The 20,210-nt window shown below is 41.9% G+C and carries 17 protein-coding genes; 3 read left to right on the top strand and 14 right to left on the bottom strand.

What is annotated here, in order from left to right; genetic code table 11:
* Positions 1–178 precede the first annotated feature (178 nt).
* The 5 genes from mtgA to OU792_RS09560 are packed head-to-tail and all read right to left on the bottom strand — an operon-like array spanning position 179 to position 7,394.
* Positions 179–877 (bottom strand): monofunctional biosynthetic peptidoglycan transglycosylase, encoded by a 699-nt coding sequence (mtgA, locus tag OU792_RS09580; RefSeq protein ID WP_446698887.1) that lies wholly within the window; start codon positions 875–877, stop codon positions 179–181.
* Positions 874–1,674: a class I SAM-dependent methyltransferase gene (locus OU792_RS09575; protein WP_274670044.1), complete on the bottom strand. Its 801-nt coding sequence runs from the start codon at positions 1,672–1,674 to the stop codon at positions 874–876. Before OU792_RS09575 ends, mtgA begins: the two co-directional genes overlap by 4 nt.
* A 47-nt stretch (positions 1,675–1,721) precedes the next feature.
* On the bottom strand, positions 1,722–3,626 hold the full coding sequence (locus OU792_RS09570) for a DUF3857 domain-containing protein (RefSeq protein ID WP_274670043.1): 1,905 nt from the start codon (positions 3,624–3,626) through the stop codon (positions 1,722–1,724).
* Positions 3,623–5,545, bottom strand: a complete 1,923-nt coding sequence (locus OU792_RS09565) for a DUF3857 domain-containing protein (protein WP_274670042.1) — start codon at positions 5,543–5,545, stop codon at positions 3,623–3,625. Before OU792_RS09565 ends, OU792_RS09570 begins: the two co-directional genes overlap by 4 nt.
* Before the next feature lies 1 nt (position 5,546).
* On the bottom strand, positions 5,547–7,394 hold the full coding sequence (locus OU792_RS09560; RefSeq protein WP_274670041.1) for a DUF3857 domain-containing protein: 1,848 nt from the start codon (positions 7,392–7,394) through the stop codon (positions 5,547–5,549).
* A gap of 204 nt (positions 7,395–7,598) precedes the next feature.
* Between OU792_RS09560 and OU792_RS09555 the strand changes: the two genes are divergently transcribed.
* Positions 7,599–8,066 carry a MaoC family dehydratase gene (locus tag OU792_RS09555; RefSeq protein ID WP_100628487.1) on the top strand — a complete coding sequence of 156 codons (468 nt, stop codon included), beginning with the start codon at positions 7,599–7,601 and terminating at the stop codon, positions 8,064–8,066.
* On the opposite strand, the gene OU792_RS09550 is transcribed toward OU792_RS09555, so the two are convergent.
* Both OU792_RS09550 and OU792_RS09545 read right to left on the bottom strand, forming a co-directional pair.
* A complete protein-coding gene (locus OU792_RS09550; protein ID WP_222584466.1) occupies positions 8,063–8,788 on the bottom strand; it encodes a tRNA threonylcarbamoyladenosine dehydratase in 726 nt (241 codons plus the stop codon). The two genes, OU792_RS09555 and OU792_RS09550, sit on opposite strands and share 4 nt — an antisense overlap.
* A complete protein-coding gene (locus OU792_RS09545; protein WP_274670040.1) occupies positions 8,785–9,435 on the bottom strand; it encodes a TatD family hydrolase in 651 nt (216 codons plus the stop codon). The genes OU792_RS09550 and OU792_RS09545 overlap by 4 nt, the downstream gene beginning before the upstream one ends.
* A gap of 48 nt (positions 9,436–9,483) precedes the next feature.
* On the opposite strand from OU792_RS09545, the gene OU792_RS09540 reads away from it, so the two are divergent.
* Complete coding sequence (locus OU792_RS09540) at positions 9,484–10,665, top strand: hypothetical protein (protein ID WP_274670039.1); 1,182 nt, start codon at positions 9,484–9,486, stop codon at positions 10,663–10,665.
* A 6-nt stretch (positions 10,666–10,671) separates the two neighbouring features.
* Here the strand turns inward: OU792_RS09540 and OU792_RS09535 are convergent, their stop codons facing one another.
* The 5 genes from OU792_RS09535 to OU792_RS09515 all read right to left on the bottom strand — a co-directional run bounded on the left by OU792_RS09535 (position 10,672) and on the right by OU792_RS09515 (position 16,993).
* The gene (locus OU792_RS09535; protein ID WP_274670038.1) at positions 10,672–11,994 is read right to left on the bottom strand and encodes a serine hydrolase domain-containing protein; all 1,323 of its coding nucleotides are present in this window, start codon (positions 11,992–11,994) and stop codon (positions 10,672–10,674) included.
* A gap of 73 nt (positions 11,995–12,067) precedes the next feature.
* Positions 12,068–14,500, bottom strand: coding sequence for an outer membrane beta-barrel protein (locus tag OU792_RS09530; protein ID WP_274670037.1), 2,433 nt, complete (start codon positions 14,498–14,500; stop codon positions 12,068–12,070).
* 201 nt (positions 14,501–14,701) lie between these two features.
* The gene (locus OU792_RS09525) at positions 14,702–15,310 is read right to left on the bottom strand and encodes a superoxide dismutase (RefSeq protein WP_100628481.1); all 609 of its coding nucleotides are present in this window, start codon (positions 15,308–15,310) and stop codon (positions 14,702–14,704) included.
* A gap of 105 nt (positions 15,311–15,415) precedes the next feature.
* Positions 15,416–15,859, bottom strand: a complete 444-nt coding sequence (locus OU792_RS09520) for a nucleoside deaminase (protein ID WP_026946409.1) — start codon at positions 15,857–15,859, stop codon at positions 15,416–15,418.
* A complete protein-coding gene (locus OU792_RS09515; protein ID WP_026946410.1) occupies positions 15,860–16,993 on the bottom strand; it encodes a hypothetical protein in 1,134 nt (377 codons plus the stop codon).
* Positions 16,994–17,230: 237 nt separating this feature from the next.
* Between OU792_RS09515 and OU792_RS09510 the strand changes: the two genes are divergently transcribed.
* Positions 17,231–18,340, top strand: a complete 1,110-nt coding sequence (locus OU792_RS09510) for a Na/Pi symporter (RefSeq protein ID WP_274670036.1) — start codon at positions 17,231–17,233, stop codon at positions 18,338–18,340.
* Here the strand turns inward: OU792_RS09510 and deoC are convergent.
* Positions 18,337–19,005: a deoxyribose-phosphate aldolase gene (gene deoC / locus OU792_RS09505; protein ID WP_274670035.1), complete on the bottom strand. Its 669-nt coding sequence runs from the start codon at positions 19,003–19,005 to the stop codon at positions 18,337–18,339. The two genes, OU792_RS09510 and deoC, sit on opposite strands and share 4 nt — an antisense overlap.
* On the bottom strand, positions 18,995–20,203 hold the full coding sequence (locus OU792_RS09500) for an NAD(P)-dependent oxidoreductase (protein WP_274670034.1): 1,209 nt from the start codon (positions 20,201–20,203) through the stop codon (positions 18,995–18,997). The genes deoC and OU792_RS09500 overlap by 11 nt, the downstream gene beginning before the upstream one ends.
* Positions 20,204–20,210: the final 7 nt, after the last annotated feature.

Genomic DNA, 20,210 nt, shown 5'->3' with positions numbered 1-20,210 from the left:
GGACGATTTTTACCTAAGTGTTTCCTAAGCTTAACCTTCCCTTAATATTCTGAAATGGGCCAAAATAAAAATTCAAAACAAATTTAATTTCGATTTTGTTATCCTTTCCTTTTTTCGAATAATATTTTAACTATGTAAAAAGTAAATTAACTTTACAAAGTACAATTTTTAGTGGCTTTTATTTTCCTACAGGTAGTTGGTTGAGGTTACCCATTTGTTTTAGGATCCAGGATTGCCGGCCTTTAAGGTAGGTGGTTGGATTTTTTGGTGACCATTTTCTTGGGTTGGGAAGAATTGCTGCGATCATGGCTGCTTCGGCTCTGTTGAGTTCTGAGGCTGGTTTTCCATAATAGGTCTGAGCGGCAGCTTCGATTCCATAAATACCCGGACCCATTTCTATCACATTCAGATAGACTTCAAGAGTCCGTTCTTTTCCCCAAATCAATTCTATTAAAACAGTAAAATAAGCTTCCAAACCTTTCCGGAGATAGGTTCGTGCTGGCCAAAGAAAGACATTCTTTGCAGTTTGCTGAGAGATGGTACTTGCCCCTTTGATTCGCTTTCCTTTTTTGTTTTGTTCCCAAGCTTTCTCCATAGCTTTCCAGTCGAATCCATGGTGCTCAAGGAAATTTTGATCTTCCGCTGCATAGACGGCCTGAAATGCATGCTTGGAAATTTCAGAAGCCGGAACCCAATCTTTACTCAGCTTGATAGATTGCTTTTCATCAGTGGCTTGCTCAAAGGTTCGGATGAGCATCAGGGGAGTCACCGGTACAGGTACAAACTTGAAAAGAAATACCGAAAGGATAGACAAGGCAAAAAATCCAAGAGCTAACTTCAGCAAAAATCTACCTACTCGCTTCAAAAACCTGATCATGGCTTGAAGGCCTTGGCCTGAATGAATTGATAAAAAAATACTGCCTCAGGATGCTGAGCTAGTTGATCCAAATCGGCTTCCATAGCTTTCACAGTGGCTTGATCGATCTTTCCCGAAAGGATCAATTCTTCCGCTGCACTTTTCATCAGTTTTTTCCAATATTCGACCATTTGTTTCAGTAGGTCAGGCTGGCTCTGATCGAGGTGGAGTCCACCTGGTTTCAGCTCTATGTTCTCAAATCCTGATTTCTTAAGCAGGTTTCCCAATTGAAGCCCTATGTCTGGGTTTCCTCCATTCTCTTTTTGCAATTCGTTGAAGGCATTATAATAAGCTGCTAAACCGTCGCATTGTGGAAAATAGTGAAAACTGGAATTGAAGACTTCTGTGATGTACACAATCCCTCTAGGCGATAAATGATCAAAAACTGAATCTATAACAAGTTGAGGTTCGGAGACATGCTCCAAAACCCAGCAAATAAAGGCGCCATCATATTTTTCTTCCAGGGCAAGGTTTTGCGCATCCTGTTGAATGAACCGAACCTGTGAGGACGGGTAACTTTGAAGGTTAACCTGAGCCTTTTCGATTTGAGAGGCTTCAAGCTCTATGCAGGTTAGATTTATCTCGGGATAAAGCTCCAAAAGTACCTTAGTCTGAGCGCCTACACCTGAACCCACTTCCAGAACTTTATTCCTCCCTGCTAAGTCGACCCAAGGATAAATCAAAGGAGCCAGCATGCCAGCCTGTTCCAGCAATCTATCTTGCTCTCCTGTCAAATATCCGTGAATGTAGTTGCCCATAGATTTTCGAAAATTACCGAATTTTCCTTGCTTTTATAGCGTCGAGCTTAATCTGTCTTCTTTTTCAATATTACCGGAAACTGCACGCTTTCGGATACTTTTTCAGCAAAGGATTTTAAATCTGTATAGGCACGGGGTGAGAATTTTTTCACGTTAATTTTTAATATTCCAATTAAACGGATTGACCCTTCGTTTACCTCGGAGTCCAATTCATAGGTCAATTCCTGATTGGAAGTTGCAAACTTCACAGAAGGAGGGAATTCGTCCAATTCAAACCCTTCGGGCACTTCCATTTCAAATTGAAACCGTTGATAGAATGGATAATCAAAATCAATCGGATAAACCCTCCTAGGCTCAAGAAATGGATTTTCATAGAATATGGATTCTTTAAATGGTGTCAGAATGACTAATTCCTCATCGGCTTTAAATGCAGGTTTTTTTGCCCGTGAGATAATAAACTTTTCTTCTTGAAACCGATCTTCCAAACTGATATCATAGTATTCATCTTCTAGATCTTCTAATTCAGGACTAGGGTTTGCAAGTTGATCTCTCAGGCTCAAGACACTAAGGCCTTCCAGTTTGGAATCAATGCGGTAAGCCCAATTTCCTAAAGAGTCTTTTTCCAAACTGAATTCCAGACTTGAGCCAGATTGATGTTGGAGGTCAATCGGGACCAGCTTGGACTCATCATTTCGAATAAGAAATCCCTGAGGGACCAGTTTTTTGGGAGGGATTATCCCAAAAGTCAAATAGGGGTCTGTGGCATCAAGCCATATGGTGGAGTCTTTGATTTCCAAGCGGATGAGTGAATTGGAAAACTGATTTAAGAAAGGACTGGGAATCAAGTCAGTTCTATTTTCACCCTTTTGATTGATCAAAACCAAATCTGAGGAAAGGCCATGTCCCTGGAGTAGATTGAGTAAAGTCAAATGGATATCCAAATGATTTCCAATTCCCTTTTTGACCAAAGATTTGGCATCTTGAGAGGGAAGTGGATACACGCTAGGTTCTACTTTAAATTTGTCCTTGACAAATCGATAAATATTCTCAGCCGTTTGAAAATTATCAGTGCCATAGAGCACATCTTTGATTCCAAGCTTTTTCATTGAATTGCCTTTAAAATAGGACTCAAAAGCTGGAATAGATTGAATTTGGGTGCCCAATTCCTCCCATGTTGAATATACAATAGGCTGAAACTGCGTTCCGTCCTGAAATAAAAAACCTTCCACCCGATACACATAATCCAAAGGATTACTGATGTAGGGCTCCATCTGAAAGGCAGGGACATTTTCCAACTGCCAGAAAAAATTATCCTTGGAAGGGGAGATTTGAAGGTTTTCTCGGACAGGAGTACCCTGGGTGACAAGTTGATACCGGAGATAATCAGGTACCTTAAAGGTATACTGAGATTTGATTCTTGGGTAGCTTCCTTGAAACTCCCATCCTTCTAGGAGGTAATATTCCCGATCCACCTTCGCATATTTCCACTCTAGGATAGATCCTTTTTTCACCTGGGGAAAGACAATACGATAATCTGACCAGCCATTTTCATGATCTAATCTAAAAATATGCTCCTCCCCCAAATCTAGCCTTTTTCTTTCTTCTCCATCCAAGTAGCTGACAGTGGCTTTGAGATCGAGAATTTGTTCGATTTTCATTTCACCAGCCATTAAAAAAGGGATGGTGATATTACCAAAATTATCCGGGTTATCACCCAGGATTTTATATCGGAAGTGGTACTCAGTCACCAGTCCAATTACCCAGCCTTCGCCCTCCTTGATCAAGGGATAAGTTTGGCCAGTTTCAAAAAGACATACCACCTGAGCTTCTGGCTGGAAAAAGACTGAATCCAATTCCTCCTCAAACTCACTGTACTCCCCAAAAAGACTCTGTGCATGACCTGCCCAATTCAATACAAGGAAAAGGGTGACAAGTCTAAACTTGAAATTCAAGGATCTACGACTTTTTTGAAAACAATTGGTGCATTCATCTTGGTAGCAATAGATTCCATAAAGTACTTTAAGTTTCCGTATTGCCGTACATCGATCTTGGGTTTTCTGATTTCTACTTTGGCAGAAATCTGAACCTTATCATTCATTATGGTCGGATTGTATTGAAAGACAACTTCTCCATTTTCCATGGTAATGGATTCCTTCAAGGGGTAATCATCTAACTCATAGCCGGAAGGGATTTCTACCAAGGCTGTGTAGGTCTCTGAAAATGCAAAGCCAAAGTCTACCGGAAAGATCCGGAAATCCTGAGTGAATGGATTTTTTGAGAAAGTAGCAATCTTGAATGGAGAGAGCATGATCAAGTCCAAATTATCAGATTCTGGACCGGGAATCCGAAGCTTGTAATTTGTGGTGGTGTAATTACTTTCCTTCATCTTGTCTTCCACTTCAAAATCAACCACTTCCCAGTTGGGATCCAAAGTAAATAGCTCATGGAGAGGTCTATTGCTTTTCTCCAAATCATGAGATCGCTGGGCAGTGACCAGCCCTTCATAATAGGACTGCCGTAGATTGCCTTCTACCATCAGATTATTCGCCTCATCAAATTTCAACTGAGAGATAAAGATTGAGTTAGAATTATGCGGAATAGATATGGGAACCAATTGACTGTTGTCCTTGATCAGGAGTAATCCTGCCTTGACATGTTTGTCCAAGTCTACATAGCCAAAGGGAGCAATCGGGTCTTCTAAATCCAATAAGTACTCATTCCCGTCCAACTTAGCCAGTAAGACCATACTGTTAAACTGATTGATAAAAGGAAAAGGCACCAAGTCACTTCGACCACTTCCCTTTGATCCTACCAAGATCGGATGACACTCGATACCCAGTGAAGTCAGAATTCCCATTAAGGCCAGATCCAACTCCAAAGGAGATCCGATTTTTGATTTCATCAGTTGATTGATCCATTGATCGGGGAAGAAGCCTCTTTCCTCATTGATTTGGAAGTTTTCCTGGATGTAGTAATAGGCTTTCTGGGCTTTCTCCAGTTCCGTACTTCCTTCAAAGTCTGCTCCTACTGTGGCTTTATCCAGTGGTGCAGTCCTGAAATAGCCTTTTTCGTCATAATCCTTCAAAACTTCATTTCCGAGGACTACCCAATTTTGGAGGACATCTTCCCATTCTGTCAAAGTTTTTTGATAGCGGGAAAGCTGGAATTCAACGCGCTCTCTGTAGTCGGCAAAGTTTTTCATGTATGGCTCTGCCTTTAGTGAATTCAGCTTTCTCAGAGTCCAGCTATAGGTGCCATTGCTTGCTGTTTTTTCAGAGGTCGTATTATACTTCTCCCCTTGACCGATCATTTTATATTCCAACTGGGGAATCATCGTGATGCTGTAAGTAGACATGATAGTTGGAATATCATTTTGAAAGGTCCAACCATCGAGCATGGTAATGTTTTTGTCGGTCTTTTTATAAGTGTATTCGATGATAGAGCCGACTTTGACATTGGGAAAAGTGATCCTGACTTCCTTCCAACCATTCGCGACTTCTACTTCAAAAATCTGGTCTTTCTCCACTTTAATCGTTTGAGCTTGCCCTCCTTCAAAATTGGTGATCAGGGCTTTCACACTGCTAATTTCCTCAGTTCTATTATCCCCTGAATAGAATGGAATGGTGACATCGCCACGGGAAATGCCAGATTCTTTAAGAATCTTCATTCTGAAATGGTAAGAAGTCTCAAAAACATCCCCGTAAAATTTGGAAACTCCCTCTTCGAACAACATGACAGCGTCCGCATCTGGCTCGAAGTCCACCTCCGAGTAGGCCATTTCATTGGCATTGTATTTTCCAAATTTCTCCTTTTGAGCATAGCTGGTAATATGCAATCCGGAGAGAAAGAGTAAGAATAGAATCTTCTTCATACTATTGTTGACTTAGGCTGGGTTTGGTAAAATGGTAGGCTCCATTTCCTACCGAGTTGATTTTGCTGACTATAAGTTTTTTGGCCTCTTCATCCTGAGAATCCGAAAGCGACACCTTGATTTTTCTGGAGACGATCAATTGATTGTTTTCCAGACGGTTTTCGATTAGAATACTGTATTCCTCTTCCTTAATCTCCAGGGGCATCAAACTGAATTCTGAACCAACTCCTGAAGGAAGGTCTATGGTATAAGATTCAGATAGATCAAAGTTTTTGAAGCCGATTTCTTCTAATTTGATTTTGGTGAAAAATGGCTTGAGTAATAATCGTTTGGCTGTGGTTTGGGCAAATTTTTGGATGATGCCCTTAACTTCTCTATCAGCAATCGGAAGGGAATCAAGGTGATCAGGATTTAGCTCGTAATCCTGAATAATCAAACCTGAAATCGCAGAGTACTTATTGAAATAATCCCGCTGCTGTCTGGAGTCTAGTTGTCTGGAAAGACTGGTAGCTGTGTAAGCTGGATTTCCCTCCAGATGCTGCTTCATGGTCATTTGAGCATCTCCGCGATCATCCAAGCTGATATGAAATTCATTTTCTACTCGATTCCAATGATCTTCCTGATAGCCCGGAGTCTTTGCCAAATATCCGCCAGTAGGAGTGACGACCAACACATGTCTATCATTGGTAAATGAGCCCAGATATCCGGCTGGAAGGCTATTGGAAGTACACTCCAACCAAACTGGCTGCTCATCCACCTCGGCACGCAAAATCACATGATTGAATTGGTTGGATGGCAAATCAGTATGAATATCTGACTCACCCTCACCGGCATAGACCAGTGTATAATAGGCTGGAATCCCTGCAGTCTCTAGCATGGCTTTCATCAGATTGCTGAGTCCTTTGCAGTCTCCGTAGGAATATTTGACTGCATCCGTGGCAGTCATGGTCTGCCAGCCTCCAATTCCCAATTGGATACTGACATAGCGGAAGTTCTTCTGTAGATAATCGTATAAAACGGCAATTTTCTCATAGGGATCCTCTATGCCCTCGACTAATTCAAGGATTTTTGCTTTAAACTCCTCAGGCAAAATATCCCGTCCTTCGTTCAGCTTGTATTTCCAAAGTCCCAATTCAGACCAATCAGTCATGGATCCTCGAAAGTTATCCAGTTTGAATTCCTTCGGTGCGATATACAGTCGATGATCATCCTCCTCTTTGATGCTGAGATCTTGAACAGGGAGTTCGGACTCTTTCCAGGTCAGTTGAATCCTCCCGTCTGGAAGTGTTTCCTCCTGTCTATTTCCAGAAAGATGCTGCTCTTTGAATCTGATTCCAATGGATTCCGGGTAGCTTATTTTTAATTCTGCCTCCTCCAATTTTTGGAATGCCCGCTCCACGGGAATCCAAGGCTGAAAGCTAAAATTGGATTGATGATAGACTTCCGTTTCTATATGAACTTCGATGGGAAAGATGGAAGAATTCACCTGATAGTATTTCTGCCTGTTGTCAGCAAAAACCGAAAACCCATCAAATAATTCTGCATCCGACAAATCCTTCATTTTGGCTTTTTGGATTGTTTTTCCATTCTGGGGATCAATTATCTCCAAGCTGAAATTTTTAATCTGGACGAGCTTATCATAAAAAATTCCAACAGAAGCATGGGCCAATCCTTCAGGACTGAGGACCGTCACAGTTTTTTGAGTTTTTAGCGTATAGCCAAAGTCCTCGTCGATCACAATCTCCTTAGTATGAGTTAAATGGGAATAAATGGGTGCTTCTTTCGAAGGTAAAGAATCAAGATGAGCGGTAAATAACCCTGCCAAAATGGCGAGAATCGTAAGAGTCATAAATTCAAAACTGGGTAAAACTTGCTCGAAAAATATATATTAAATTTTTAAAAGCAACGGGTTTTAACAGATTTCAAACGAAAAAATTTTTCAGACTACAAAACATGCATTTCATACTTAAAACTATGCATAGAGCAAGATATTTTTCCTTGCTTTTCAAAAAATATCTAAGCTACTTGGAGGCTTAAATAGAAAAATTGCAGCATGAAACCCGTAATCATCAGAAGCTTTGAGGACTTCGAAAAATACAATGGACAAGAAATAGGAACCTCCGAGTATTTTACCATCACCCAAAACCAAATCAATCTTTTTGCCGATGCAACTCACGATCATCAATGGATTCATACAGATCCTGAGCGAGCTAAAGTAGAAGGAGCCTTCGGCAATACCATTGCTCACGGCTATTTGACACTGAGTATTGTACCTCATCTTTGGGAGCAGATCGTACAGGTGACTAATCTGAAGATGATGATCAATTATGGGATCGAAAATTTACGCTTTGCACAAGCTGTCACCGTAGATAGCGAGGTGCGGCTCCACGCAAAACTCAGAAATGTAGCCAACCTTCGAGGTACGGTGAAGGCCGAAGTGGAGGTGAAATTGGAGATTAAAGACCAAAGAAAACCGGCTTTCGCCGGAGTTTTGATCTTCTTGTACCATTTTGAAGATTAGGATGCAAGGAGGTCATTGACGACCGTGGCAGCGCAGGAGCAACCAAAGGCAGCAGGTAAAAAAGACATGGTGCCATAGGCTGACTTTTTGAAGTTGCTTCCATCGGTCATCATCAGACTCTCTTTGATGACCTTTTCTGTTGAATACACTGCCTTAAAGCCATCGTAAATCTTTCTTTTTTTCAATCGCTTTCGGATTAGACGAGCCAGTTTACATTCGTGTGTTTTGGAGATATCCACCACCCGGATTTTGGTGGGATCTACTTTGCCACCTGCGCCCATTGAGCTTACCAAAGGAAAGCCTCTACGATATGCCCCTTCGATCAAGTGAAGCTTTGGAGTGAAACTATCGATGCAATCAACCACATAGTCAAAGTCATTTTCCTCCAAAAGGCTAGTCATGGGTTTGGGCTCTAAAAATTCCCGTATGGTATGGATTTTTAGTTTGGGATTGATGGAAAGTAGCCTCTCCTCCATCCATTCGGCTTTGGATTGCCCTAGATTTTTTTGGGTTGCCGGCAGTTGACGATTCACATTGCTGATGTCTACACTATCTCCATCGATGATGGTCATTTCGCCTACGCCGGAGCGGGCGATAAATTCCGCTGCAAAGGACCCCACACCTCCCAGTCCTACCACGAGGACATGTTTTTGAGCTAGTTTTTCAAGCCCTTCTCGACCAGTGATTAGTTCTGTTCTGCTCAGCCAAGCAAAGTCACTCATTTTAATTTCTTACTTGATATTCGATTCCAATTTTGTATGACCTGCCGCTCCAAGTCTTCGACAGAAAGGCCCAAAATTAAAGAAGCTGCTTGATAAATTTGATCAATTTCTTTCTCCGAATTATCGGTTTCAAGAAAAATCCGCTCTTTTGGACAGTTTTTAAGCCATTGGGAAGCATTGGATTTGGAGTCTAGGATTTTCTCTCCAAAGGAGAAGTTTATAGAGAATGGCAATAGTTGCTCTGCAAGATGGGTTTTTAGGTTCCATCCATGCCAGATGATCTCGGGATGCGAGTTTGTATTTTTTAAATATTCCAAAAGTAAGTCATGCCCTTTGACGCAGTGTAAAATCAAGGGTATCCCTTCTGTTTTTGCAGTATTTGCCTGCTCTTCCAATGCAGCTTTTTGAATGGAAAGTTCCGGTCCTCGGAGCCGGTCAAAACCTGCTTCGCCTATTGCTAAGCAGTTTTGATTGCTCACATAATTTCTGAATTCCGACCATTTTTCCTCCCACTTGTCATATAAATACCAAGGGTGAAGACCAATAGAAAAGTATTGATTGGGAGATAAGGAGTTGATATCCCTTTCTGCATTGAATATGCTATTCGGAATATTCAATCGATGGGTATGGATATCGAAAAGTTTCATTTTGAATTCTAATATTTTATCAATTTATTTAGGTCAAAACCAAAGATTATGATTCGACAAAGCTATCCACTATTACTCGTAATTGCTGCATTTTTTGCCTGTCAAGGCACGGAGACTGAAGATGCCTCCGAACCGATCAATTTGGAATTGGAAGTTACTGATTCAGTTCGCATACATTATGTAGGCGTTTTATCCTTTATGGATATCCAGCCTGATATGGATCGTGCATTGTTTTTTGATTTGCAGAAAAGAAGCTTTGTCAGCACTGACTTACAAGGTAATATCCTAGGGCAATTCTCGAAAGACCGTGATTCTCCAGATGGATTTGGATCCTTTCCAATGGCAGCGGGTAGATTTTTGGATCAGAATCGAATTCAGCTAGTTTCCATGTATGGGGTCTTTGAATATGATTTGGAAGGAAATCTCCTGCGAAGCGCCAAGATTCCAAAAGACGAGATTAAAGGCTTTTCGGGTAGGATGGATGCTATTCGGGAGATCAAACAGGTCGGTGATCAGTTGCTCCTGACAGGTCTTTTACCGCGAACGGAGTATAATAAAACCCAACCGGAGTTTTATGATACTTTTCAGCAACTCGTTTGGGTTGATCCGCAGTCTGGAAGAATGGAGCAGTTCCTGGGTTTGGATTCTGCTAGTATTTTTCAAAATAATCGCTCACATGAACCGACGACGCTCTCAGCCACCTTTGATATCAGAGATAATGAATTATTTGTGATATCTGGCGGTGATCCTTATTTGAATGTGTATGAACTGGAAGAACCTTACAAAAAATTAAAGCGAATGCCATTGGAGTTGACCGATTTTCAGGTGAATCCCGGTGAAGACCCTCAAAAAGCAGATCCTCGAGCTATTTCTTTTGATCCAAGCTATGGGATGATCAGCAAGCTGACAATTGTGGGAGATTACTTGCTAATCAACTATACGACCGGCTATGAAGACCTTGATCGAGAGGAGTATCAGTCGATTCAGTCTCAGGAGCAATGGCAGGTTTTCAATACAAGGGTAGGTGAAAAGTACAAGCCCCGGCTTCAGGTTCTTTCTTTGGAGGGTGAGAAATTACTAGATATTGAGACGCCCGATAGATTGGGGAATGTCTTTGTCAGCCGAGATGGAAATCTTTGGTTTAATGTATTGCCAAATCCGGACGTTGAGGAGGACTTTTTTCAAATCAATAAGGTGGAGATCAAAAAAGCCGGGATTAACCGGCTTTGAACATTCTTACTGTTTTTGATAGGCAAAGGTACCGCCTCCTTGTTTGAAAGTAAGTGCGCCCGTATTAGGATCGAAAATAAAGATTGCTCCGACTTGCCGAAATTCGAAGGTATGCTCGGCTGTTGGCTCTAAAGGGATGGCTGGCTGTCCAGTAGCTTGTACTATCAGGGTTTTTCCTTCCTTGGTAAAGTTGAATTTAAGCGGAAGCTGTTCAGAGGTATATTCCCCTAGATAAGACTCGAGCTGCTCTGGACTCACCGCGTAGCTTTGAAATGAAGGGAATTTGATCTCTTTTCCAAAATAAGAGTCCAAGAGTGCTAAGGTGATATCATTGGTGTTAAAGTTTACCCCATTCGAAAGGGTAACTAGGGTCAGCTTTTCTTCTGGAAAATGCGCCAAAAGAGACTGGAATCCATCAATTCCACCATTGTGTCCAAGTGCTTTTCGCTCGTAATACGGAAAAGAAAAAACACCTCGGCCGAAGCCATCTTGAAGTTCAGTCATTTTGTCCAGACTCTCTTGTGAAATCAGCTCACCAGCAAAAAGCTTTTCGATAAAAGCCGCGAGATCCGCTACTGTGGACTGTATGGCTCCAGCGCCAAGTGGAATACTTGGGTCCGTTTCTGCCTCCAGTGTCCAATTGTCCTTGAACGAATAAGATCTTGCTTCATTTTCCTCAGGCTTGATCTCATCAAATATTTGTGTGTGTTCTAGCTTTAGCGGGCCTGTAATTCTTTCTTCCAAAAGTTCTTGAAAGGACTTTCCGTAGGTTTCTTCCAAAATGAATGTCAGCAAGACATAATTGGAATTTGAGTATTCTGCCTTGGAGTCAGGAGTAAAAATACTGCCGCCTTCTGAAATGATCTTTACCATTTCATCCTCAGTCTTTGGCTTGGTGTAATAGGTCAAATAAAGAGGGCTATTGGTAAAATTGGCAATTCCGCTTCGATGCCTCAGAAGCTGGTCAATGGTGATAGCATCGGCATTGGGTACTGAAGGATAAAAATCTGCCAGTTTTTGATCTAATGTAAGATTTCCCTCTTCCACAGCCTGAAAAATCAAAACTGAGGTGAACATTTTAGAAATTGACCCGATATTAAATTTGGTTGAGGGAGTTAATTTTTGCTGCTTTTCCAAGTCCGCATAGCCTATTGCCTTTTGATAGATGGGCTCCCCGTTTTTTGAAATCAAAACAGTTCCCATGTACTTATCATAAAAGTCCAATGAGTCAAAGAAACGGTCAGTTTGCTCAAAATTTGATTTTTGGCCAAATAGACTTGTGCTGCTTAGCCAAAATAAGGACAGGTAAAGTGTAAATTTTCGAAGCATGATTTGAATTAGTTAGATATAAAAAGCTCCTAGCTAAAATATTGGCTAGGAGCTGATTTTCAAAGTATTAAGTTTAATCTAGGCGGTTTCTTTCTTCTGAGCTACCTGTGCTAGAACGTACTCGGAAGCTTTCACCCTGAGCAAATCTCCATCTTAAGGTAAAGCGCACACCCTGATTGCTTCGGTATTGTCTAAAGCCTGTATTGATGTCTGCGAAATCCACATTGGCTCGGATGATCTGTGAGCGGAAAAGGTCAGTACCGTTGACAGATAAGGTGAGCTTATCCTTCATCAAGGTCTTCGTCACCCCTGCATCTACCCAGGCAAACCCTTTGATGGTACCCTGTCCCCAGATTTGTGGGCCTACATACATTCCGACCAACTCAAATTTAAAGCCTTTTGGCAAGGTCAGATTATGTTGGGTACGAGCCATGAAGGATACTTGATCTGTGTCAAGGAAGTCATCTCCAATTTGGGACTTGAATCGGTTATAAGTCACCTGAACCATGTTTGAAGCATTCCACCACTTTGTAATTTCAACCGGTACGATTCCACGGAAATTGACATTTCTGGTTTTATCAAAATTATCCGTGAAGGTGGTCGTCGTTCTAGCTTCCTGATCTTGGATAAATACCTGCATAAAGGCATCTTCAGTCTCAGAATAACCTAAAGTGAACTGATATGCTCCATTGATGACATGATTCATCTCGAAGTTATTCGAATACTGAGGTCTCAAATTCGGGTTACCGGTTTCTGATGTCAATGGATCGATGTAATAGATGAATGGATTGAGCAATCGATAGTTTGGACGAGTGATTCGACGGTTTAGATTATAGATGATTTGATACTTCTCGCTCACCTGATGCTGTACAAAGAAGCTAGGGAACAGGTTGAAATATTGCTGTTTGTTTTGCTGTTCCAATGTCACCGAATTTCCCAAAATGTCTGAGTACTCACCTCTTAAGCCAAATTGATAGTTTACTTTTGGACTGAAAGCCCCTTTCAAGGAAGCGTAAGCAGCTAAGACATTTTCACTATAGATAAACTGGTTAGAATTTGGATCCGGCTCAAAAGGTCCTTCTTCGATCGCACGGCTCAGATCCAGATTGTTGTCGGATTCTACCCAGCTACCTTTTAGACCTGTTTCCAAGATCTTTCCATTTTTTAAGGGTTTGGTGAAATCAACTTTTGCCGTCAGGATGGTATAGTACATATCATTCAGCGTGAGTATTTGATCAGTTGTAAAATTGGACTGATCCACCCCGGTCCAGTACTCATTGGAGAGCAAAGACTCAGAGTTTGATTTCATGATGGTATAATCCAAGTCCGCAGCAATTTTAGTCCCTATGGTATCTAGTTTTCCATCATAGTGGAGGTTTCCAAAAATTCTGTCTCTGGTTCCATTATCATCATTTCGAGAGTTCAAATAGTTGAATTCCGACTCACCAGGAATAGAAATCTCTGTGAAGGAGTTATTATTCGATCCTCCGGTAGACCTTGAGGCTTGAAGGTTGATTCCCAGGTTATGATTGGGATTGATCTCGTAGTTTGCCGATCCGGTAAAATTCGGAGTACGGAAGCGAGTTTTGATTCTGGAGTCTTGAGTAAACTTGGATGTCCCTTCTTCTAGCTCAAAGTTTCGGATGATATCCAGGTCATTGTAATTTGCGATTTCATTGTAGTTCAGATTCGCATTGGTAGACCATTTTCCTTTTTTCACATTGATAGTTGCGCCAGCAAGTGGAGCATTCAAGCCGTTGTATTGATTTCCTATTTGAATATTTCCAAAGACTCCATCTACCGTGCTTTTCTTCAATACAATATTGATCACACCTGCGGCACCTTCAGCATCAAATCGGGCAGAAGGATTATTGATGACTTCGATACTTTTGATGTTTTCTGCGGGCATTGACCGAAGGTAGTTTGCCAAATCAGTCGAACTCATGTAAGTAGGTCTATCGTTGATCATCACTGTGACACCACTGCGACCATTTAGATTGATATTTCCATCCTGATCGACATAGACACCCGGAGATCTACCGATGACGTCCAAGGTGTTTGACCCTTCTGCCATCACAGTTCCTTCTACATTGACGATAGTTTTATCCGGTTCGATGATGATTTCCGGTCTAGATGATTGTACGGTGACTTCATCAAGACCAGTCATTTCATCTTCCAATTTGACTACACCAAAATCTTTGGTCATTCCAGGGACTAGCTCGAAGGTCTCAGAACTATAGGTCGTATACCCAATTGAGGAGATCACCAGTTTGACCGTTGCAGATTTTACTGATTCGATGAAGAATGTCCCCTCCTCATCAGAAACAGCTCCATCCACTAATCCACCGTTGTTTGATTCGATCAAGGCAACGTTTGCGAAAGGAACGGCCTCTCCATTTTGGTCAACGATTTTCCCTGAGAGCTTGCTGATATCTTTTGCAGCAAGGGTGCTTAGGCCCATCAGGTAAAATAGAAAAGAAAGAAAAATTAAGTTGGCGGTTTTCATTTGTGTTGGTTCTTTATTGTTTTCATGCCTGCTAATGAAAAAGAAGTGCCATACTGCAAAAAGCCCTAAAATCTGTCAATTGTGGCGTTTTAGGCTATTCAACAAAAAAAGCATGTTCGTTTGTGAACACTTATTGTTTCGAAAACCGAACAAAAAAATCCCCGGATTTGGGTCCGGGGATTATTTTTAATTGTTGAGTTATTATTTCAAAGCAGCCAAATAGCGCTTATTAACCTCTTCCCAATTGATCACATTCCAGAATGCTGAGATGTAATCAGGACGACGGTTTTGGTAATTCAAATAATAGGCGTGCTCCCACACATCCAATCCGAGGATAGGAGTACCTTTAATTTCAGCAACATCCATCAGTGGGTTGTCCTGATTTGCGGTAGATACGATTTCTAAATCGCCTGTTGCAGTAACAATCAACCATGCCCATCCTGAACCAAAACGGGTAGCTGCTGCCTTTGAAAATAAGTCTTTGAACTCATCAAAATTCACAAATTTTGCATCGATAGCGCCAGCTAGTTCACCTGTAGGGTTTCCGCCGCCGCTTGGAGAAAGAATTGACCAGAAAAGGCTGTGATTGTAGTGACCTCCTCCGTTATTTCTAACGGCTGTATTGGAACCTGCTACTTTCATCAACTCCTCTAGTGATTTGCCTTCTAGGTCAGTTCCTGCTACTGCATTGTTTAGATTGTTCACATACCCATTGTGGTGCTTGCCATGGTGGATTTCCATAGTGCGCGCATCTATGTGCGGTTCAAGTGCATTAAATGCGTAAGGTAAGGATGGTAGTTCAAAAGCCATTTGTTTTTAAAATTTATGGTGAAACATGTATTAAATATCCCTTTAAAGAATCTGCTTTGGTAACCACTATCCATGACAAATGGTTCTTTTATGTCGAAAAACATCTCATTTTCGTAGTTTTTCGAAAAAGCGATGAATTAATTCCTCCGCTTGCGCCGCCAAGATACCTTCGTGAATTTTTGTTTTAGGGTGGAGCGTATTCGGGTTACTTTGTCTAAATCCTCTTTTTGGATCCGCTGCTGCAAAGAAAACTTCACCTATTTGGGACCAAAAAAGTGCTCCTCCACACATAGTGCATGGTTCAAGGGTTACATACAAGCGACAATCATTGAGGTATTTTCCTCCCAAAGAATTGGCTGCTGAGGTGATGGCTATCATTTCCGCATGGGCGGTCACATCGTTTAGCCTTTCCGTTTGATTGTAAGCTTTGGCTATGATTCGGTTTTTGGATACGATCACCGCACCTACGGGGATTTCCCCCTCTTCGAAAGCAATCTGCGCTTGCTTTAGCGCTTCATTCATGAAATATTCGTCCGAATACAGCTCCATTTACCTGAAATAATCAAGGATTTCATTTCGAATACCCTCATTGATCACTACAGCCAAAATCAAGGAAACTACTAAACCGATGGTCGCCTTGTAAAGGTCATTACTTGCCAGTTTGAATGCTCGGAATCTCCACGCTTTCTTGTTTTTGGCCTTGCCATGCTTTCCTATAGCAATGGCTAACTCACGACCTCCTAGCAAACCAATGAACACCCAAGTGGTACTCATCGGCACATTGCTGTACATTTTGAAATAGAAAAGGATTATCGCATAAACAAAGTCTACGATAGTAGCAGCCCGTACGTCGGTGACATTGGTCTTCTCATTTACGATTCCCTGGATCTTGTCACCTTTCAGGTAGAAAAGAAACCCTAGGCCTACAAAAACAAATCCTGTGTAAATCAAAAACTCAGTAACTCCAAGCTGCCTAGGAAGGAAGACGGCAATATTTGCAGCATCCTGCATGATCCAAACCGACCAAAGTGTACCTGAAGTGATCCACTGAAGGATAGTCCAATAAGGTTTTGGCTTTCCCTTGAGGTAATTCTTCATCAGCCGCTCTAAGGCAAACCATACCACAATGGCTAGGACAAAAGCCAAAATGTAACCCATAAAACTCTTAACCATTACACTCGCGATGGTACCGGCTTTGTAGGTAAATACATTCAGGAGCAAAAAGGTAGTAGAGACTGGCATTCTAAGCCTAGTCATAATCAAAAGGACAATAGGAGCAGCTAGCTGTAGAAAGACAAAGCCTTCCGGAGCACGATCAAGGCCGGGTACTGAAAGGCGTTGGTGACTGACATCTCCGTCATAAACGACCCAACTGTAAGTCACCGTCGCGACGAAAATCATCCCCATAAAGAGCCAAAGCCAATACCACTTGCGATGCTGATTGGATGCAATGAAAGTACCAATGGTCTGAATACTGTCATTGGCGATGGCTGAATAGGCTGCTAAGAAAAAACCAAACCACATCGCAGGATAAGTGTAGGGAGCGATGATGGCTGCCACTGAGATCAAAACACATATCACAATCAAGAAAGTCCTTTCCTTTTTTGTGAAGTCAAAAAGTGCGTAGGCGGTTTTGGAAAGGTTTTCCTGATTGATGTTTTGGTCAATGCTCTTCTTGGCCATGTTTTAGCTGATGGGAGTTTGGGACAAAATTAAAGAAGTTATTCAGGCCTTCATGTTAATAAATTGTTAAGCTAAAAATAAGCAATCTATTTAAGCTTGACATCATGTTGTTTATCCTAAAAAAATTCCAAATTTTGCCCATTGATCAAAAAGCTATTTGGATAGCAGCGCCAAATCAACGGTGTTTTTTCAGATGAGTGAGAAGATCAGAAAACAAGCCAACACCTATCACATTTAATGGAAAGCTGGGATCTAGAGCAAAAAAAAGAAGCAAAATGGAAAAGTTACGCCATTGGATTGGTTGCGCTTTTGCTGTTCATTTTTGCAATTGATCTTTTGACTGTCTCCATGGGAGACCTCAATAGTAAAGTTGCTACTGACCTTTTTTCAGCTACCAAAAATCCTTTCATTAGCTTATTTATCGGTCTTTTGATGACCGCTTTGCTACAGAGTAGTAGTACAGTAACTGCAAGTGTGGTGGCCGTAGTTGCGGCTGGGACTATTTCTTTGGAGCAGGCTGTACCCTTGGTCATGGGAGCGAACATCGGCACGACGCTGACCAGTACCTTGGTTTCTTTTTCTTACATCATGAAGAAGAAGCAATTCAAGCGTGCGCTTTCAGCAGGTATCATTCATGATATCTTCAATATTTTCACGGTAATCATTTTACTACCTCTGGAACTCTATTTCCAACCCTTGACAAAATCGGCTTTGTATTTTGCCCATTGGTTTGCTCCTAACGAAGATTTCTCCGGACCGGTAGTCTATCATTCCTTGTTTACCAGGCCTATAACAAATTGGCTGGTAGAAGCCATTGGTATCCCTTTTTTGACTACAATTCTTGCGGTGTTTTTGGTTTTTGCTGCGATCAAACTGCTAGCCACTTCTATCTACAAGACTTTTGTAGTCCATAGCTTTCAGGATATCAATAAAGTCATCTTTAAGAATAGCAGTCTGGCTTTTTTCTACGGGACCTTTTTCACCGCGGCTGTTCAGTCTTCTACAGTGACGACTTCGCTGATTGTACCGCTAGTGGCCACCAAAAAAGTAAGCCTTAAAAAAGTATTCCCATTCATCGTTGGGGCAAACATTGGAACAACCATTACAGCAGCAATAGCCGCACTTTATAAAAGTGAAGCTGCGATCGCTTTGGCAATTGTGCACTTTCTGTTCAATACCATCGGGGCTTTGTTGATTTTAGGCATTCCTAGGTTTCGGAATGTTCCCATCCGTTTGGCAAATCTGATGGGGAAGAAATCGGTAAAATCCCGATTATGGGGTTTTGCTTACCTTTTACTGATGTTTTTTATTATTCCCTTTTTGCTGATTTATTTCAGCTCAAATTAAGATTGGGAGTCTTTCCAGGCTTCAAAAAGGGCTTTTGCACTACTGGTACCAATCCGATCAGCACCTGCTTGGATTAGCTCCAAAGCAAAGTCCAAGGTTTTAATTCCACCGCTTGCTTTGATGCCTGTATTTGAAGAAAGGGTTTCTCGCATCAGCTTAATATCTGAAACCTTCGCTCCGCTAGGCGCATAGCCGGTGGAGGTTTTGACAAAGTCGGCACCTGCATCCTGACAGATTAAGCAAGCTTCCCTAATTTGACTTTCATCGAGGTAAGCTGTTTCGATAATCACTTTCAAAACCCGCTCCTCCTCATGACAGATTTTAGCAATTTGTGCGATTTCGATTTTTGGCCAATTCATCCCCGAGTGAAAGGCGGTCTGTGACCAAACGAGATCTAGCTCATCTGCTCCATTTTTGATTGCTTCGTGGGTTTCTGCCACCTTAGTAGCTGTATCCTCAAATCCAAAAGGGAATCCAATCACCGTGACTGTTTGTATATCTTCTTGCTCGAGTTCGCGGTGGACCTTTTTGACCCAAAAAGAAGGGACACAAACACCTATAAATTGATATTCGATGGCCTCCCGAATCAATAAATCTATCTCCTCCGTCTTCATGGTCGGCTTTAGCAGGGTGGATTCTAAAAATCGATTAAAGTTATTCTTCATTTGCCACGTAGTCTTCCAAATACATAAACTCCAACGTCAAATCACCATCTCTGGCAATAGTGGCCCGCTCAAGAATGGCGGAGTTTTCCTTTAATAGTTCCGGAACGATCCATTCACTCAATTGTCTGCCAAAATCCTTGGTGGCCTCCCTGGGTAGCTCGCAGGGCAAATTATCAATAGCCATGACGGAAATGCTGTTCTGCTTTCCAAAAGCTCCGATTTCTTCCCCACTATCCCGGTCAATATCATAAACCGGAGAGGCGATGGTAGATGGCCTCACGGTGGTGGGGATGTAGCCATCGATGTCGCAAGTGATATCAGCAATCACCGAAATGGAAAAGTCAGGCGAGGCTATTTCTGACTTCTGGAAAAGCTGTGGAGCTTTTGGGTCCCAATAGACGGCACCGATTAGGATTTCTCCTTCTTCTGCAAATTTGGCGAAGTGACTTTCGTAAAGCTCCGGCTTAGTATAAAATTCCTCTTTGCTGAAAGCACCATCCGTGCGTCTACGGTTATAATCTCCCACATCCAGTTGCACATAGACGGGCTCTTCGAAATACTGATGCAAGAACTCTTCCGTACTAACTTTTCGGATTCCCATACTATCCAGGATTTCCTTTGAACCACCTCCTACTCGTCCTGTTCCGGTCAAGATGATTTTCACCGGTGGGAGCTGAATTTTATTGAGTTCGGCCTTTAGCTCCACTAGGTCAAAACACTCGTGTGCTCGCTTGATATGAAAAAGATCGGTCTTTTGGCCATAGGTCCAGAAAGCATTGTATGCCCCGACTACGCCTGCCCAGCGTCCGAAAGCCACTACTCGCTGCTTGTTATCATCGGTTAATACCTCATAATCGATCAGTCGGATGTTTTTCTCCAAAACAGCCCGAAGCAAATTCCGATTGTAAGGCTGCTTTTTGATCGTATGAGAAAAGAAAAAGTAAGTCTTATTTGGAATCAATTTCTCAATTGGCACCTCCTTCACTCCAAAAAGTACATCACAGCCAGAGATATCCTCCAAAACTTCAACTCCGGCTGATTCGTATTCCTCGTCTGAATAGCCCCGTATCGGGCTTGATTCTACGTAGAAATGGAGTTTGCCCTGATATTCCTCATTAAGATTTTGGAGCTGCTCGGGAGAAAAGGGAGCTCGCTTGTCCGGTGGATTTTTCCCTTCGCGGATAATGCCGATCTTCATACCGTTG

The organism is Algoriphagus sp. NF (assembly GCF_028823735.1).
Taxonomy (GTDB): Bacteria; Bacteroidota; Bacteroidia; order Cytophagales; family Cyclobacteriaceae; genus Algoriphagus; species Algoriphagus marincola.
This window is presented reverse-complemented; position numbering and strand designations above follow the sequence as displayed.

Excerpts from the sequence above, each read along its gene's own strand:
- mtgA (WP_446698887.1), bottom strand. The coding sequence starts at position 877 with ATGATCAGGTTTTTGAAGCGAGTAGGTAGATTTTTGCTGAAGTTAGCT.
- OU792_RS09575 (WP_274670044.1), bottom strand. The coding sequence starts at position 1,674 with ATGGGCAACTACATTCACGGATATTTGACAGGAGAGCAAGATAGATTG.
- OU792_RS09565 (WP_274670042.1), bottom strand. The coding sequence starts at position 5,545 with ATGAAGAAGATTCTATTCTTACTCTTTCTCTCCGGATTGCATATTACC.
- OU792_RS09560 (WP_274670041.1), bottom strand. The coding sequence starts at position 7,394 with ATGACTCTTACGATTCTCGCCATTTTGGCAGGGTTATTTACCGCTCAT.
- OU792_RS09555 (WP_100628487.1), top strand. The coding sequence starts at position 7,599 with ATGAAACCCGTAATCATCAGAAGCTTTGAGGACTTCGAAAAATACAAT.
- OU792_RS09550 (WP_222584466.1), bottom strand. The coding sequence starts at position 8,788 with ATGAGTGACTTTGCTTGGCTGAGCAGAACAGAACTAATCACTGGTCGA.
- OU792_RS09545 (WP_274670040.1), bottom strand. The coding sequence starts at position 9,435 with ATGAAACTTTTCGATATCCATACCCATCGATTGAATATTCCGAATAGC.
- OU792_RS09540 (WP_274670039.1), top strand. The coding sequence starts at position 9,484 with ATGATTCGACAAAGCTATCCACTATTACTCGTAATTGCTGCATTTTTT.
- OU792_RS09535 (WP_274670038.1), bottom strand. The coding sequence starts at position 11,994 with ATGCTTCGAAAATTTACACTTTACCTGTCCTTATTTTGGCTAAGCAGC.
- OU792_RS09530 (WP_274670037.1), bottom strand. The coding sequence starts at position 14,500 with ATGAAAACCGCCAACTTAATTTTTCTTTCTTTTCTATTTTACCTGATG.
- OU792_RS09525 (WP_100628481.1), bottom strand. The coding sequence starts at position 15,310 with ATGGCTTTTGAACTACCATCCTTACCTTACGCATTTAATGCACTTGAA.
- OU792_RS09520 (WP_026946409.1), bottom strand. The coding sequence starts at position 15,859 with ATGGAGCTGTATTCGGACGAATATTTCATGAATGAAGCGCTAAAGCAA.
- OU792_RS09515 (WP_026946410.1), bottom strand. The coding sequence starts at position 16,993 with ATGGCCAAGAAGAGCATTGACCAAAACATCAATCAGGAAAACCTTTCC.
- OU792_RS09510 (WP_274670036.1), top strand. The coding sequence starts at position 17,231 with ATGGAAAGCTGGGATCTAGAGCAAAAAAAAGAAGCAAAATGGAAAAGT.
- deoC (WP_274670035.1), bottom strand. The coding sequence starts at position 19,005 with ATGAAGAATAACTTTAATCGATTTTTAGAATCCACCCTGCTAAAGCCG.
- OU792_RS09500 (WP_274670034.1), bottom strand. The coding sequence starts at position 20,203 with ATGAAGATCGGCATTATCCGCGAAGGGAAAAATCCACCGGACAAGCGA.